Consider the following 15,086-nt stretch of genomic DNA (forward strand, 5'->3'; position numbering starts at 1 on the left):
TCGTCAGACCTCGGCGGTCACCGGATCGGCGCTGAACAGCTCCAGCCCGTTGGCATAGACGATATGACAGTGGTCGAACCGCAGGCGTAACAGTGCCTCGGGGCGATCCTCGGTCCAGCGCAGGAATTCGCCGTCCACAAGCCGAGAGATCGGAACGCGGGCGGCAGAGGTGCCGTAAAGCGCCTGCGCCCGCCAATCGCGCAGCAACATTCGTTGGTCTGCCGGAAGAAGCATGTCGCAACTGGGCCGTCCGCCAAGCGCATCGCGGCTGACACGCACGAAGCGGCTGCGGACGGGCACGGCATGGCAGGTGATGTCCCGCAAGGTCTGCGCGCCCGCATCGCGGGTGATGACGCGATCCCCGGGATAAAGCGCCTCGACCGGCAGCGCCCCGGCCAATGTCATGATTTCGGTGCCACGCGGAAACCCGACGCAATCGGACCGGGTCCCAGACCCGGCATTTTGCGGTGTCATAATGTATCCTGCTCTTGCCATGGCGAGTTTGCCCGCCTTTTGTTGACAACAGGTTAACGCATAGCCTGCCATGGTCCCAAGCGCTTTCTGTCGCAACGGTGCGAAATTCCCTGCTGAATCCGCTCGCATCGCCCATGGCGCTTTGCTAGAAGCCGATCTCAGGATCGGTACCGTCGGTCCTGCGTGCGGGTGTGGCGGAATTGGTAGACGCACCAGATTTAGGTTCTGGCGCCGCAAGGCGTGGGGGTTCGAGTCCCTTCACCCGCACCAACGAAGACGGACAACATCCTGTCGTTGTGGATGTTTTCCAAATTCTCGCTAGGCCGCAGCCTGTGTTTCGCGCATTTTCTCCTGCAGCCACTCCAGCAGAGCGTCGACCTCGGGATCGAGTTGAACGGCCATCCCGGCGGTAAACGCGTCGAACGCGGGCTGGTTGAGGCTGTTCAGTCCGACCAGAACCGGAATGTCCCGCGACAGGGCCTCGGCGATCACCGTCCGCATTCCGCGTCCCTCGGCCTCGTGTTTGCCGAACTTGTTGACGATCAGGCAATCCGCGCCGCCCGCGAACCGCGCCCCGACATGGCCGACGGCGGCTTCGAGCGCGTTGGGGTCGAGGCGGCACCCCTTGGACGCTCGCCCGAGGCTTTGGGAAATGCGCAGAACCGGGCCATCGGGCAGCACTTTGACATCCATGTCGCAGGGCCCAGTGTCGGCGCGTTCGGAATTGATCTGGACGGTCCCGCAGCAACGATAGCCGAGGCCCCGAAGCCGGTCTGCCAGAGTGAAGAGCACTAGATCGGTGTCCCCGCGACCGGGGGCCATGGTGTAGGCGATGTTCATGGCCAGAGTTCCTTATGCAGTGTCGAATGATTGGAATTCCAGGAGGCTGCCTTGCGGCAACGTCTTGGTGTCAGATGGGATCAGCAGCAGGCCGTCGGCCTGGGGTAGCCCCGCGACGCGGGCGGAATGGGTGGCGTCGTCACAAAACGCCACCTCGCGGCCAAGCGCGTCATAGCCCGCCAGCCGGGCGGGGCGCAGTTCGCATCGGCCGGGCGTGTGGCGCAGCGCGTGCCCAAGCACAACATGGCGGCGGGTGCCCCGCGGCCCTGTTTCTCCGCCCAACTGCCGCAAGATGGCCGCGCCAAAGACCTGCCATGTCACCAGCGCCGAGACCGGGTTTCCCGGCAGGCCAAGCCAAAGGGCCTTGCCGAGCGTGCCAAAGGACACGGGCTTGCCCGGCTTGATGGCAACGCCGCTGAACTGGATGTCTCCGCCAAGCGCGGTGATGGCGGGTTTCACGTGGTCTTCCTCGCCCACGGAAATGCCCCCGGTGGTCACGATAAGGTCTGCGGCCGTGGCCAGCCGCGCCAGTTGCGCGCGCAGGGCAAGGGGGGTGTCGGCACCGTGCGCCACCTCGACCAGATCAATGTTGGCGCCCGAAAGCGTTGCGGAAAGCGCCGGGGTGTTGATGTCCCAGATCTGTGCGGCGGCCAGCCCTTGGCCCGCTTGCCGAACCTCGTCGCCGGTGACCATCAGGGCAACCCGAACGGCGCGGCGGATGTCGACCGTGGCCTGCCCGGCGGCGGCGCAAACCGCGATCTCTCGCGCGCCGATCCGGCGACCGGGGGCGAGGGCCTCGGTCCCCTGACACATGTCTTCCCCGGCGCGGCGGATGTTCTGGCCCGTCGCGGGGCGTCGGGTCAGCGTGACGCGATCCCCGGCACGGTGCACCTCTTCCTGCATCACCACGGCGTCGGTGCCCGCCGGGATAGGGGCACCCGTAAATATCCTTGCCGCGTGGCGCGGGCCGATGGCGCGACAGGTGTCGCAGCCGCTGTCGCCGGCGGCGATCCGCTCGGTGACTGTCAGATGCCATGGGCCGTCTCCGGTCAGGCACCGGGCCGCAATCGCGTAACCGTCCATTGCGGAATTGTCGAACGGGGGCACATTGGCGCGGGCCCGCACCGGCTCGGCCAGAACCCTCCCCTTGGCCGCCGCCAGCGTCACGGTCTCGACCCCGGTCACTGTGTGCGCGGTCTGGCCGATCACGCGTAGGGCCGCGTCGATGCTGATCAGACCCTTGACGTGGCTGATCGCGTCGCAGCCGCAGCTTGGGCTGTCGAGGCGTGGCACGATGGTCATTGCGCGGCCTCCTGCTGGAAATGGCCGGGGCCGATGCTGCAATCGAGGTCGCGCAATTGGCCGTCCTTCAGCCCGTAGATCAGGCCATGTACCCGCACCTGCGTGTTGCACCGCCACGCCCGCTGAAGAATGGGCGTTTCCGCCACGCGCCGCACGCCTTCGACCACGTTCAACTCGGCCAAGCGGTCGCGGCGGGCCGTTTCATCCGCTGCCTGCGCAAGATCGACGGCATAGGACCGGGCCAGCCTGCGGATCGGCTCCAGCCAGTGATCGGCCAGCCCGTGTGGCATGTCTTCGGTCGCGGCCCTGACCCCGCCACAGCCATAGTGGCCGCACACGATGATCTCGCGGACCTGCAACGCCTCGACCGCGAACTCCAGTGCCGAAAGCAGGTTCATATCCGTGGAATGCACCACGTTGGCCACGTTGCGGTGGACGAAGACCTCGCCGGGGTCCAGCCCGGCTACCACATTCGCGGGCACCCGGCTGTCGGAACAGCCGATCCAGAAGAACTCGGGGGCCTGCAACTGCGCCAACCGGTCGAAATAGCCGGGGTCGCGGGCGGTCTGGCGATCCGCCCAGACCCGGTTTCGGTCGAAAAGATGCTCCATCATCGGCCCGGTCCCTCAGTGCACCGCGCGCCGCAGATCGGCCCCCGAAATCTCGGCAGCCGCCACCAGCCCGGCGACGAAGGCGCGGGCGGCCTTGGCCCATGCGGTCTTTTCCATGGCCTCCGAAATCTTGTCCCGCACGGCGTCGAAGGGCAGCACGGCTCCCTCGGCCACCGCGTTCATGCAGATGACATGATAGCCGTGGCGGGTCAGCACCGGCGTTGCGGTGATCTCGCCCTCGGTCAGGTGGCGCAGGGCCGCCTCGAACTCGGGAACCGTGTCGCCGGGGCCAAGCTGGCCAAGATAGCCGCCCGAGGATTTCGAGCCGCAGTCGCTGGTTTCGGCAGCAAGGCGCGCGAAGCGGTCCGGCGCTTTCAAGGCGCTGCGGGTCAGGTCGCGGGCGCGAAGCTCTGCTGCGCCACGCGCCGCGTCGTCTCGTGGATCACAGGCAACGAGGATGTGCGAGACATCCCAGAGCGGCGGGGCCCGGAACCGCGCGGGGTCTCGGTCATATTCGGCGCGGATCGCGTCGGGCGCAGGCGGTATGACGGTGACGACGGTGTCGAGAAGGCCCCGGATCAGGGCCTCCTCTTCTGTTTCGAACCGGCCGGGGCCGACCTCGACCGGGGCAGGGGACAGCCCCCGCTTTTTCGCCTCTTGCAACAGCAGGGTGCGCATCGCCACGGCATTGGCGGCCTTGCGCCATGCGATTCCGGGTTTGCCCTTGGGCGCGTCGTGGTTCTGGGCTTCGGCGGCCACGATGGTGTGTGGCACGGCTTCACCGTTGACGATCAGGTCGGGAAAGAGATTGGCATTCATGGGATCACTCCGCCGGGTTGGTCGCGTGGGTTGACGCCGTGCGGGACGGGGCCTTACGCGCGGCGGCAACCGGGCCTGACCGCGTGGGCAGCGACGATTGTCGGCGCGACCGCACGATCTGATAGCCGGGACGCAGGAACAGGTAGCGCAGCGGGGCTGCGACGCCCGATACGATATGGACAAGCCGCGTGAACGGGAAGACGAGGATGATCGTCAGGCCCAGAAGGATGTGCAGCTTGAAGATCAGCGCCGCATCCGCAACATAGCTTGCCGCATCGCCATCGAAGGTAAAGATGCCTTGGGCCCATGACATGAACTTGGTCATCTCGTGCCCGTCGAGGTGTTGCAGCGAAACCGTGATCGTGCCCAGCCCCAGCACCAGCTGCGCCAGCAACAGCCCCAGAATGGCGATATCCCAGAAGCTTGAGGTCTTGCGAATGCGTGGATCGGTCCAGCGGCGGTGAAAGAGCATACCGCCCCCCACCAACGCCATCACGCCCGCGATGCCGCCCGCCACAACGGCCAGGGTCTGCTTGGCCCCGTGGCTGACGCCAAGCATGTCAAAGACCCAGATCGGGGTCAGCAGGCCGACGAAGTGCCCGAGGAAGATCACCAGCACGCCGACATGAAACAGGATCGAGCCGAGCACCAGTTGCTTGCGGCGCAGCAGTTGCGAGGACGAGGTTTTCCATGTGAACGGGTCACGCTCGTAGCGCGCGACGGTGCCCATGATTCCCACGCCAAGGGCGATATAGGGGTAGATGCCGAAGATAAAGCTGTTCATCGGGGGCCTCCTTTATTCTGCGGCCATGCCGGGGGCGGGGTTGGTGGGCAGGTCCATCCGGGCGAGCATGTCGCGGCTTGCCGGGCAGCCTGCATTGGGGTCGGGGCCGAAACGGACCTCGCTTTCCTCCCAGACGGCATCGAGCGCTTCGAGGTCTTCGGGGTCGGTTTCCGGCTGGTCCATCAGTTCGGCCACCGCCGCCTGATCCGCCGCCACCCCGGCCAATTGGGACAAAGCGGCGAACGCGGACGCATAGGTGCTGTCCCGCCGGAACAGACGTTCCGTCAGGGCCTCGATTATATGCGCCGCGTCCGCCAAGGTTTCCTGCGCCACGACGAAGGGTTGGGTGGACAGGAATTCCAAAAGCACCGGCAAGTGGTCGGGCAGTTCCGAGGTGGTGGGTTCAAAGCCGCCATCGCGGTAGGTTTCGAGCAGGCTGACCATCGCGCCGCCCCGGTCCCGGCTTTCGCCGTGGACATGTTCGAACAGGTTGAGCGACAGCGTCCGAGACCGGTCGAAGAGCATCACGTAGGTTTCTTGCAATTCGTAGATGTCGCGCTGCGCAAGGGCCTCGACCAGCGGGCGCAGGGCCCGCCGGGCGGCGGCAGTCAGCCGGGGTTCAGATGCCAGAACCGCGCCGATTTCCGGCATGGCGGTCTGAAGGCCCTCGGTCGGGTAGCTCAGGATCAGCGACAGGGCTTTCAATGTGCGGTCCATTTCAGCGCACCTCCTCGGGCATTTTCAGGGGACGTTTGGACGTGCCGAAGAGCGAGGGTTTCGAAATCCCCGTCGAGCAGCCGTTGCCATCTGTAAAGCCGCAGCCGGATTTGAGGTCATAGGCCTCTTCCACCTGCTCGCGGTGCGTGGTGGGAATCACGAACCGGTCTTCGTAATCTGCCAGCGCCATGATCTTGTACATGTCCTCGATGGTGCGTCCCGACAGGCCGACGCGGGCAGCGATGCCTTCATCGTTGACACCATCAACGGTCTTGGCCCGCATGTAGGACCGCATGGCCAGCATCCGTTCCAGGGCATGGGCCACGGGTTCCTCGTCGCCCGCGGTCAGCATATTGGCCAGGTATTTCAGCGGGATGCGCAGGTTGCGCACATCGGGCATGTCGCGGTCGGCGCCGATCGCCCCGGCCTCGGCCGCGTTCTGGATCGGGGAAAGCGGCGGGATGTACCACACCATCGGCAGCGTCCGGTATTCGGGGTGCAGCGGGAACGCCACCTTCCACTCCATCGCCATTTTCCAGATCGGGCTGTCCTGTGCGGCCTTGATCCAGTCTTCGGGGATGCCGTCGGCGCGCGCGGTCTCCTGCACCACCGGGTCGCTCGGGTCGAGGAACACGCCAAGCTGCGCGTCGTAGAGGTCCATTTCCTCGGCGGCGTTTGCCGCTTCCTCGATCTTGTCGGCGTCGTAAAGCATCACGCCGAGATAGCGGATGCGGCCAACGCAGGTTTCCGAACAGACCGTGGGGTTGCCCGATTCAATGCGCGGATAGCACAGCGTGCATTTCTCGGATTTGCCGGTCGACCAGTTGTAGTAGATCTTCTTGTAGGGGCAGCCCGACACGCACATCCGCCAGCCCCGGCATTTTTCCTGGTCGATCAGGACGATCCCGTCCTCTTCGCGCTTGTAGATCGCGCCCGAGGGGCATGACGCAGCACAGGCGGGGTTCAGGCAGTGTTCGCACAGCCGCGGGAGATACATCATGAAGGTGTTCTCGTATTCGCCGTAGATCTGCTTCTGGATGCCCTCGAAGTTGTAATCCTGGGACCGTTTCGAGAATTCGCCGCCAAGGATTTCTTCCCAGTTCGGGCCCTTCTCGATCTTCTCGATCCGCTCGCCGGTGATCTTGGAATAGGGGCGTGCCGTCGGGAACGCCTGCATTTCCGGCGCGCTTTTCAGGTGGTCGTGGTCGAAATCGAACGGCTCGTAGTAATCGTCGATCTCGGGCAGATCGGGGTTGGCGAAGATATTGGCGAGAATGCGCCACTTGGCGCCCTGTTTGGGTTGCAGCTTGCCAGACTTGGTCCGCTCCCACCCGCCATTCCAGCGCTTCTGGTTTTCCCAGTCCGTCGGATAGCCGGTGCCGGGCTTGGTTTCGACGTTGTTGAACCACGCGTATTCGACGCCGTCGCGGCTGGTCCAGACGTTCTTGCAGGTGACGGAACAGGTGTGGCACCCGATGCATTTGTCGAGGTTCAGCACCATGCCGATTTGTGCACGAATTCTCATTCTGCGGCCTCCTTTGCGGTCGCTTCCTGGTCGAGCCAGTCGACCTTGTTCATTTTCCTGACGACGACAAATTCATCCCGGTTCGCGCCAACGGTGCCGTAGTAGTTGAAGCCATAGGATTGCTGGGCATAACCGCCGATCATGTGCGTGGGCTTGAGCGTGGTGCGGGTGACCGAGTTGTGGATGCCGCCACGCAGGCCGGTTTTCTGAGACCCCGGCGTGTTCACGATCTTTTCCTGCGCGTGATACATGAAGGTGGTGCCGTCCTTGATCCGCTGGGATACCACGGCCCGCGCGGTCAGTGCGCCGTTGACGTTGTAAAGCTCGACCCAGTCGTTATCGACGATTCCGGCGGTCATCGCGTCGTTCTCGGAAATCCAGATCACCGGCCCGCCCCTGTTCAGCGTCAGCATCAACAGGTTGTCGGAATAGGTGGAATGGATGCCCCATTTCTGGTGCGGCGTGATGAAGTTCAGCACCACATGCGGCTGGTTATCGCGGGCGTCGGTGTTGACCTCACCGGTGATGGTCTTGAGATCGACCGGAGGCCGGTAGGACATGAAGCCTTCACCGAACGCCCGCATCCACAAGTGATCCTGATAGAGTTGCTGGCGTCCCGTGAGTGTGCGCCATGGGATCAGTTCGTGGACATTGGTGTAACCCGCGTTATAGCTGACCTTCTCGCTTTCGATGCCCGACCATGTGGGGCTGGAGATGATCTTGCGCGGCTGCGCGGCAATATCGCGGAAGCGGATCTTGTTGTGATGTTCGCCCTCGGCCAGGTGCGCGTGTTCGCGGCCCGTGGCCTTGGACAGGGCATTCCATGCCTTGACGGCGACCTCGCCGTTGGTTTCGGGGGCAAGCATCAGGATCACCTCGGCCGCGTCAATGGCGGTGTCGATCACCGGGCGGCCCTTGGCGGGGCCATCCAGCCGCTCGCCGTTCAGGGCCTTGAGTTGCGCGATCTCGTCCTCGGTGTTCCAGTTGATGCCCTTGCCGCCGTTGCCGAGCGTATCCAAGAGCGGCCCGAGTGCGGTGAACCGGTCGTAGAGCGCCGGGTAATCCCGTTCGACAGCGACGTAGGCGGGCGCGGTCTTGCCCGGGATCAGGTCGCATTCGCCCTTCTTCCAGTCCTTGACCTGGTCCTGCGCGATCTCGGCCGGCGTGTCGTGCAGGATCGGCAGCGCGACGATGTCGGTTTCCTTGCCCAGGATTTCGGGCGCCACCTCGGAGAACTTCCTGGCGATGGCCTTGAAGATTTCCCAGTCGGACTTGCTCTCGTAGGCCGGGTCCACCGCCGCTTGCAGCGGGTGGATGAACGGGTGCATGTCGCTGGTGTTCATGTCGTCCTTTTCGTACCAACTGGCCGTTGGCAGAACGATGTCGGAATAGACGCAAGTGGTGGACATGCGGAAGTCGATGGTGACCAGCAGGTCCAGCTTTCCGCGCGGGGCGTCGTCGTGCCAGACCGCCTCTTTCGGCAATTGCCGGCCTTCCTCGCCCAGATCCTTGCCCAACACGCCGTGATCGGTGCCAAGCAGGTGCTTGAGGAAGTATTCGTGCCCCTTGCCCGACGACCCCAGCAGGTTCGAGCGCCAGACGAAGAGGTTGCGCGGCCAGTTTTCCGGCGCGTCCGGGTCTTCGCAGGACATGGCCAGCTCGCCGGATTTGAGCTGTTCGGTCACGTAAGCCGGAATCTCCTTGCCCGCCGCCTTGGCGGCTTTCGCCACGTCCAGCGGGTTCGACTTCAACTGCGGGGCCGAGGGCAACCAGCCCATGCGTTCGGCCCGGATGTTGTAGTCGATCAGGCTGGCATCCCAGTCGCCCTCGGGTGCCGTCGGCGACAGCAATTCGCCTGAGCTGAGCGTTTCATACCGCCATTGGTTGGTATGGGCATACCAGGCCGAGGTGGAGTTCATGTGCCGTGGTGGCCGGTTCCAGTCGAGCGCGAAGGCCAGCGGCTGCCAGCCGGTTTGCGGGCGCAGCTTTTCCTGCCCCACATAGTGCGCCCAACCCCCGCCGGATTGCCCCACGCAACCGCACATCACCAGCATGTTGATGACGCCGCGATAATTCATGTCCATGTGGAACCAGTGGTTCATGGCCGCGCCGATGATGACCATGGATTTTCCGTTGGTCTTTTCGGCGTTGTGGGCGAATTCGCGGGCGACGTGGATGATCTTGTCGGCGCGCACGCCGGTGATCTTCTCGGCCCATGCGGGCGTGCCCGGCATCTCGTCGGCATAGTCGGACGTGACCCAATCCCCGCCCAGTCCCCGGTCGAGGCCGTAATTGGCGCAGAACAGGTCGAACACCGTGGCGACCTTGACGTCGCCATTGTCGGTCTTGAGCGTCTTGACCGGAAGGTTGCGGGTCAAGACGCCGGGGTGGTCGGCATCGGTTGCAAAGGCCGCACTCGCCTCACCGCCGAAATAGGGGAAGTCGACGCCGACCACATCGTCATGGTCCTCTTCGAGGATCAGCGACATTTTCAGCCGGGTTTCGGCTTCGGCGGCCTTTTCTTCGAGGTTCCATTCGCCCGCTTCGCCCCAGCGATAGCCGATGGACCCATTGGGCGCGACCAGCCCGCTGGACAATTCGTCAACACCGACGGTCTTCCACTCGGGGTTGTTCTCTTCGCCCAGTTTGCCGTCGAGATCATCGGCGCGCAGGAAGCGGCCCGGGATCAGCTTGCCGTCCTTTTCCTCCAGCTTCACCAGCATCGGGAAGTCGGAATACTTGCGGCAATACTCCTCGAAATAATCGACCTGCCGGTCGAGGTGGAACTCGCGCAGGATGACGTGGCCGAAGGCCATTGCCAGCGCCGCGTCGGTACCCTGTTTGACGTTCAGCCAGACGTCACCGAACTTGGCGGCCTCGGAATAGTCGGGGCAGATGACGGCGGATTTGGTGCCTTTGTAGCGCGCCTCGGTGTAGAAATGCGCGTCGGGCGTGCGCGTCTGCGGCACGTTGGACCCCCACAGCAGCAGGTAGCCCGCGTTATACCAGTCGGCACTCTCGGGCACGTCGGTCTGTTCGCCCCAGGTCATCGGGCTGGCGGGCGGCAGGTCGCAATACCAGTCGTAGAAGCTCATGCAGACGCCGCCGAGCAGCGACAGGTAGCGGCTGCCCGCAGCATAGGAAATCATCGACATTGCCGGAATGGGCGAGAATCCGAAAACGCGGTCGGGCCCGTATGTCTTGGCGGTGTAGGCGTTGGCGGCGGCGACGATCTCGGTCGCCTCGTCCCAATCGGCGCGCACGAAACCGCCCTTGCCCCGCGTGGTGACATAGCTTGCGCGCAGGATCGGATCGGTCTGGATCGCGGTCCACGCCTCGATCGGCGACATGGTTTCGCGCATCCGCCGCCACGCCCGCATCAGGTGGCCGCGAATGAGCGGGTTTTTCACCCGGTTGGCAGAATAGAGATACCAGCTATAGCTTGCCCCCCGCGCACAGCCGCGCGGTTCATGGTTGGGCAGGTCGGGGCGGGTGCGGGGATAATCGGTTTGCTGGGTTTCCCATGTCACGATGCCGGACTTCACGTAGATCTTCCAGCTGCACGACCCGGTGCAGTTCACCCCGTGGGTCGAGCGCACGATCTTGTCGTGCCGCCAGCGGTTTCTGTAGGTGTCTTCCCAGTCGCGGTTTTCGCGCGTGACCTGTCCATGGCCATCCGAGAAACGGTCCAATTCCTTGGATTGGAGGAAATTCAGTCTGTCGAGCAGGTGGCTCATTGTGCGTCTCCTTGGGAGGGGTCTCCGCGCGCGGCGCCGCCAGAGGGCGCACGCGCGGGATCGTTCGGTTGTGTCAGGCTGTCAGCACGGCACCGGGGCGTTCTTGCGGCTGTAGAAGATCCAAGTGATCGCAACGCAGATCACGTAGAAGGCCAGGAAGAACCACAGGGCAGCAGCCGGTCCGCCGGTGATGGCGATCGAGGTGCCGTAGGCCTTGGGGATGAAGAACGCGCCATAGGCGGCGATGGCCGAGGTGAAGGCGATGATGGCCGAACTCTCGCGCTCGGATTGCTTGAGCGTTGCGGCCTCGTCCAGTTGGGGCATCAGCCGCGGCACTTCCTGCCGCATGATCGAGGGGATCATCTGGAAGGTGGAGGCATTGCCGACACCTGTCAGGAAGAAGAGCGCCATGAAGCAGGCGAAGAAGCCCCAGAAATTGCCGGCGGTGTCGCCAAGCGGCAGGAAGGTGATCACACCCAGAACCGCGATGATCATGCAAAGGAAGGTCCAGAAGGTCACCCGGCCGCCGCCGAACTTGTCCGAGACCCACCCCGTCGCCGCCCGGCTGAGCGCGCCCACGAGTGGCCCGAGGAAGGCGTATTGCAGCACGTCCACATCGGGGAACTGCGTGCGCATCAACAGCGGGAAGCCTGCGGAATAGCCGATGAAGCTGCCGAAGGTGCCGGTGTAGAGGATGCACATGATCCAGTTATGACGGCGCCGCAGGATCGACATCTGGTCAGAGAGCGATGCCTTGGCATCCGCGATGTCGTTCATGCCGAACCAGGCGGCCAGCGCCGAGATCACGATGAAGGGCACCCAGATATAGCCCGCATTTTGCAGCCAGAGCTGGCCGCCGTCGGACAGTTGCTGAGGCGCGCCGCCGATGGCGCCGAAGACGCCGGTGGTGATGACGATGGGCACCAGGAACTGCATGACGGAAACGCCCGCATTGCCCAGACCGGCATTCAGTGCCAGGGCGTTGCCCTTGGTCTTCTTGGGATAGAAATAGGCGATATTGGCCATCGAGGAGGCGAAGTTGCCGCCCCCGAACCCGCAGAGCAATGCGAGGATCAGGAACATGTTGTAGCTGCTCTCGGGGTTCTGGATCGCCATGCCGATGCCGATGGCGGGCGCCAGCAGCGAGGCGGTCGACAGGGTCGTCCAGAGACGGCCGCCGAAGATCGGGATCATGAAGCTGTAGAAGATGCGCAGCGTCGCGCCGGACAGGCCGGGCAGGGCCGCCAGCCAGAACCGCTGGCCCACGGTGAAGTCAAAACCGATGGCTGGCATTTTGGCCACGACCACGGACCAGACCATCCAGACCGAGAAGGCCAGCAGCAGGTTGGGGATCGAGATCCAGAGGTTGCGGGCCGCAACGGAGTGGCCCCGTTTCTTCCAGAATTGCGCGTCTTCGGGGCGCCAGTCAGTCAAAGTATGACCTTGCTGACCGATTTGAGTGTCAGTGCTCGCCATGGGAGCCTCCCTTTTGGCGGTTATCAAGGACGGGCCGCCGTCGTGACGGCCCGCGTTTGTGGGGAATTATTCGGCCGGGCGCGCGCTGCCGGCGGTGGTGCGCGGCCCATTGTTGTCAGGCTTGGCCAACGGACCCTCGGGCACGTCCGAGAGAAAGAGCTCGTCCGCGAGGCCGGGGTGGCGGGCTTTTTCCATCCGGCGGATGGCAACGTGCATCCAGACGGTCGAGATTGCCACGATTACGAAGAGCAGCATGAAGGGCGCTGTCCAGACACCGGTCACGTCCAGTAGGATGCCGAAGCCAATGGGCAGGAAGAAGCCACCAAGACCGCCGATCATGCCGACCAGCCCGCCGACCGCGCCGACATGGTGCGGGTAATAGACGGGGATGTGCTTGTAGACGGCGGCCTTGCCGAGGCTCATCATGAACCCGAGGATCACCGTCAGCGCGACGAACATGCCCACCGACAGACCGAAGTCGAAAGAGATGGGGCCGGTGATGCCCGTGACGGTATAGGCCGTTTGCGGATAGCTCATCACGAAGAGCACCACGAGCGACACGATAAAGGTCAGGTACATGACGAACCGTGCGCCCCATTTGTCCGACAACCAGCCGCCAAGCGCCCGAAAGACCGAGCCGGGCAGCGAGTAGAGGCCCGCGAAGACACCGGCCGTCGTCAGTTCCAGCCCGTAGGCGCCGACATAGTAGCGGGGCAGAAAGCTTGCCAGCGCGACGAAGCCGCCGAAGACGAAGAAATAATAGGTGGCAAAGCGCCAGACCTGGATGTTTTTCAGAGGCGCCAGTTGCGCCCCCGCCGAGACCGGGCCTTCGCCGGTGCGGCGACGATCCACCTGAACCGGGTCGGTCTTGGCCAACAGGTAGAAAAGCACGGCGGTGATGGCCAGCACGATGGCATAAATCCGTGCCGTGCCTTCCCATCCGATGGCGACCACCAGGAAGGGGGCCGCGAAATTGGTGACGGCTGCGCCAACGTTGCCCGCCCCGAAAATGCCAAGGGCCGTGCCCTGACGCTCTTTCTCGAACCAGCGCGAGGTATAGGCGACCCCGACAATGAAGGAGCCACCCGCGAGACCAAGGCCAAGCGCCGCGATCAGGAAGACCTCGTAGGTGTGAACGCTGGTCAGCAGCCACACGCAGACGGCGGTGATCAGCATTTGCAGCGGGAACATGATCCGGCCGCCGAATTGTTCGGTCCAGACGCCGAGGAAGATGCGGCTGACCGAGCCGGTCAGAACCGGCGTGGCCACGAGCAGCCCGAATTCGGTGTCGTTCAGGCCAAGTTCTTGTTTGATCCGGACCCCGATAATCGAGAAGATGGTCCAGACGGCGAAACAGACCGTGAATGCGAACGTGCTCAGTCCCAAGGCACGGTACTGGTCCGTGCGTGAGACGCCATCAAGCGTGTGCATTAGAGTCCCTCCGTTCATGTGTTTCATAGCAACCCCGACGGGGCTTGGGACATGACCTGAGGGATCGGAGGAGCTGAAAACTTGATCCAGATCACAAAATTGAAAAAGGCTTTTGAAATAAATGACTTAACGGCATTTGTCATGGCGGAAGCAGCGGCGTATCAAGGGGTGGAACGCTGTCGGGCAATTGAAGACGTCATAATTGCGCAAAGATCACTTGATATTTATCAAGCCGGCAGGCTAGGCAGGTTGCACCATGACTGAGTCGTATTATCCGGACGTTCGGGCCCTGCATCTGTTCAGCGAGATGGCCGATGAGCATTTCGAAGCGCTCATGCGGGTGTCCTATGTGCAGACCTTCCCGCCGCAGATCGAGATGATCACCGAAGGCGATTCCAGTGATTTCCTGCATATCGTTCTGTCTGGCGCGGTCGAGCAGTTCTGCACCTGGAATGGCCGCGAGACCATCATGTCCACGATCCGCCCGATCTCGACCTTCATTCTCGCCGCGACAATCAAGGATGCACCGTATCTCATGTCGGCCCGCACCTTGGAAAAGAGCCGGATCGCCCTGATCCCCAGCCAGGACGTTCGGGCGGTCTTCGATGCGGACGGTCAATTCGCCCGCGCCATCGTAACCGAGTTGGCGCAATGCTACCGCTCGGTGGTGAAGGCGCAGAAGGATATCAAGCTCCGGACTTCACTGGAACGGCTGGCCAATTACCTGTTGCGCCAACAGCGCTATTCCGGCGGCGGTCAAGGCTTCGACCTGCCAATCGAGAAACGCCGCCTTGCCCTGTTGCTCGGCATGACCCCCGAAAATCTGAGCCGGGCGTTCAAGGCCTTGCAGGCCTACGGGGTGACGGTCGATGGCGCCGGGGTGCACATCCGAGACCGGGAAGACCTGGAACGGTTCGCCAAGCCGAGCGCGTTGATCGACGACTATTCCAGCTGACTGCCCCCAATATCCCCAGCCAAAGGGCTGTCTTTGGACGCCCCGACACAGGCAAAACGCCGAGGGCACGGGCAGGCGAGGGCAGGGGGCTTCCCTTCATCAGACCGCAACAAGAGAGATCGAAACCGCGGCCGACCCAATGCCTACGGGGCGGCCCAGTTGGTTCGGATCAGCGAGTCGTCGGGTGACGCCGAGGAAGCCTTTGGGCAACCGGGTGTCGGTCAAGTTTTCAAGCGTTCTATCCCCCAGCAACGCCTTGTAAACATGTATTTTTTCCATCGTATTGGGAAAAATGCGAAGAAAATGTAAAAGGGGGGTTGCGGGTTCTGGGAGGTATCCGTAAAAGCCCCTTCACCGGCGGCGCAGAGATGCACTGTCGGGTCGCTGGCGGGGCTGATGCGGAGACGCGAGGTTT

The 15,086-nt window shown here is 63.4% G+C and carries 13 protein-coding genes and 1 tRNA gene; 3 read left to right on the forward strand and 11 right to left on the reverse strand.

All coding sequences use genetic code 11. The features are described 5' to 3' along the window. Positions 1-3: 3 nt before the first annotated feature. Entirely contained in the window at positions 4-474 is a 471-nt protein-coding gene (locus BKY27_RS14215; RefSeq protein ID WP_071675160.1) for a Hint domain-containing protein, read from the reverse strand. A 185-nt stretch (positions 475-659) separates the two neighbouring features. On the opposite strand from BKY27_RS14215, the gene BKY27_RS14220 reads away from it, so the two are divergent. Next, positions 660-744 (forward strand) — tRNA-Leu (locus tag BKY27_RS14220). Between the two features lie 48 nt (positions 745-792). Here the strand turns inward: BKY27_RS14220 and BKY27_RS14225 are convergent. From BKY27_RS14225 to BKY27_RS14270, 10 genes are all read right to left on the reverse strand, one after another. Then, positions 793-1,314, reverse strand: a complete 522-nt coding sequence (locus BKY27_RS14225) for a DUF2478 domain-containing protein (RefSeq protein ID WP_071675161.1) — start codon at positions 1,312-1,314, stop codon at positions 793-795. A 12-nt stretch (positions 1,315-1,326) separates the two neighbouring features. Beyond that, positions 1,327-2,616: a molybdopterin molybdotransferase MoeA gene (locus BKY27_RS14230; protein WP_071675162.1), complete on the reverse strand. Its 1,290-nt coding sequence runs from the start codon at positions 2,614-2,616 to the stop codon at positions 1,327-1,329. Next, the gene (locus BKY27_RS14235) at positions 2,613-3,230 is read right to left on the reverse strand and encodes a carbonic anhydrase (protein ID WP_071675163.1); all 618 of its coding nucleotides are present in this window, start codon (positions 3,228-3,230) and stop codon (positions 2,613-2,615) included. Before BKY27_RS14235 ends, BKY27_RS14230 begins: the two co-directional genes overlap by 4 nt. Positions 3,231-3,242: 12 nt before the next feature. Beyond that, entirely contained in the window at positions 3,243-4,046 is an 804-nt protein-coding gene (locus tag BKY27_RS14240; protein ID WP_071675164.1) for a peptidylprolyl isomerase, read from the reverse strand. Between the two features lie 4 nt (positions 4,047-4,050). After that, complete coding sequence (narI, locus tag BKY27_RS14245; protein WP_071675165.1) at positions 4,051-4,830, reverse strand: respiratory nitrate reductase subunit gamma; 780 nt, start codon at positions 4,828-4,830, stop codon at positions 4,051-4,053. Positions 4,831-4,842: 12 nt separating this feature from the next. Further along, positions 4,843-5,547, reverse strand: coding sequence for a nitrate reductase molybdenum cofactor assembly chaperone (narJ, locus tag BKY27_RS14250; protein ID WP_071675166.1), 705 nt, complete (start codon positions 5,545-5,547; stop codon positions 4,843-4,845). A gap of 1 nt (position 5,548) precedes the next feature. Continuing rightward, complete coding sequence (narH, locus tag BKY27_RS14255; RefSeq protein ID WP_071675167.1) at positions 5,549-7,072, reverse strand: nitrate reductase subunit beta; 1,524 nt, start codon at positions 7,070-7,072, stop codon at positions 5,549-5,551. Then, on the reverse strand, positions 7,069-10,809 hold the full coding sequence (locus BKY27_RS14260; protein ID WP_071675168.1) for a nitrate reductase subunit alpha: 3,741 nt from the start codon (positions 10,807-10,809) through the stop codon (positions 7,069-7,071). The genes narH and BKY27_RS14260 overlap by 4 nt, the downstream gene beginning before the upstream one ends. An 81-nt stretch (positions 10,810-10,890) precedes the next feature. Further along, on the reverse strand, positions 10,891-12,285 hold the full coding sequence (locus BKY27_RS14265) for a NarK family nitrate/nitrite MFS transporter (RefSeq protein WP_071675169.1): 1,395 nt from the start codon (positions 12,283-12,285) through the stop codon (positions 10,891-10,893). A 66-nt stretch (positions 12,286-12,351) separates the two neighbouring features. Beyond that, complete coding sequence (locus BKY27_RS14270) at positions 12,352-13,716, reverse strand: MFS transporter (RefSeq protein WP_071675170.1); 1,365 nt, start codon at positions 13,714-13,716, stop codon at positions 12,352-12,354. A gap of 81 nt (positions 13,717-13,797) precedes the next feature. Between BKY27_RS14270 and BKY27_RS19945 the strand changes: the two genes are divergently transcribed. Both BKY27_RS19945 and BKY27_RS14275 read left to right on the forward strand, forming a co-directional pair. Then, complete coding sequence (locus tag BKY27_RS19945) at positions 13,798-13,980, forward strand: hypothetical protein (RefSeq protein ID WP_146636255.1); 183 nt, start codon at positions 13,798-13,800, stop codon at positions 13,978-13,980. Next, a complete protein-coding gene (locus tag BKY27_RS14275) occupies positions 13,973-14,671 on the forward strand; it encodes a helix-turn-helix domain-containing protein (protein ID WP_071675171.1) in 699 nt (232 codons plus the stop codon). The genes BKY27_RS19945 and BKY27_RS14275 overlap by 8 nt, the downstream gene beginning before the upstream one ends. The last annotated feature ends 415 nt before the right edge of the window (positions 14,672-15,086 follow it).

Source organism: Nioella nitratireducens (assembly GCF_001879715.1).
GTDB classification, from domain to species: Bacteria; Pseudomonadota; Alphaproteobacteria; order Rhodobacterales; family Rhodobacteraceae; genus Nioella; species Nioella nitratireducens.

What these genes read in the sequence shown, in the direction of transcription:
- BKY27_RS14270 (WP_071675170.1), bottom strand. Translation starts at nt 13,716, where the DNA reads ATGCACACGCTTGATGGCGTCTCACGCACGGACCAGTACCGTGCCTTG.
- narJ (WP_071675166.1), bottom strand. Translation starts at nt 5,547, where the DNA reads ATGGACCGCACATTGAAAGCCCTGTCGCTGATCCTGAGCTACCCGACC.
- BKY27_RS14275 (WP_071675171.1), top strand. Translation starts at nt 13,973, where the DNA reads ATGACTGAGTCGTATTATCCGGACGTTCGGGCCCTGCATCTGTTCAGC.
- narH (WP_071675167.1), bottom strand. Translation starts at nt 7,072, where the DNA reads ATGAGAATTCGTGCACAAATCGGCATGGTGCTGAACCTCGACAAATGC.
- BKY27_RS14240 (WP_071675164.1), bottom strand. Translation starts at nt 4,046, where the DNA reads ATGAATGCCAATCTCTTTCCCGACCTGATCGTCAACGGTGAAGCCGTG.
- BKY27_RS14230 (WP_071675162.1), bottom strand. Translation starts at nt 2,616, where the DNA reads ATGACCATCGTGCCACGCCTCGACAGCCCAAGCTGCGGCTGCGACGCG.
- BKY27_RS14235 (WP_071675163.1), bottom strand. Translation starts at nt 3,230, where the DNA reads ATGATGGAGCATCTTTTCGACCGAAACCGGGTCTGGGCGGATCGCCAG.
- BKY27_RS14225 (WP_071675161.1), bottom strand. Translation starts at nt 1,314, where the DNA reads ATGAACATCGCCTACACCATGGCCCCCGGTCGCGGGGACACCGATCTA.
- BKY27_RS14215 (WP_071675160.1), bottom strand. Translation starts at nt 474, where the DNA reads ATGACACCGCAAAATGCCGGGTCTGGGACCCGGTCCGATTGCGTCGGG.
- BKY27_RS14265 (WP_071675169.1), bottom strand. Translation starts at nt 12,285, where the DNA reads ATGGCGAGCACTGACACTCAAATCGGTCAGCAAGGTCATACTTTGACT.
- BKY27_RS14260 (WP_071675168.1), bottom strand. Translation starts at nt 10,809, where the DNA reads ATGAGCCACCTGCTCGACAGACTGAATTTCCTCCAATCCAAGGAATTG.
- narI (WP_071675165.1), bottom strand. Translation starts at nt 4,830, where the DNA reads ATGAACAGCTTTATCTTCGGCATCTACCCCTATATCGCCCTTGGCGTG.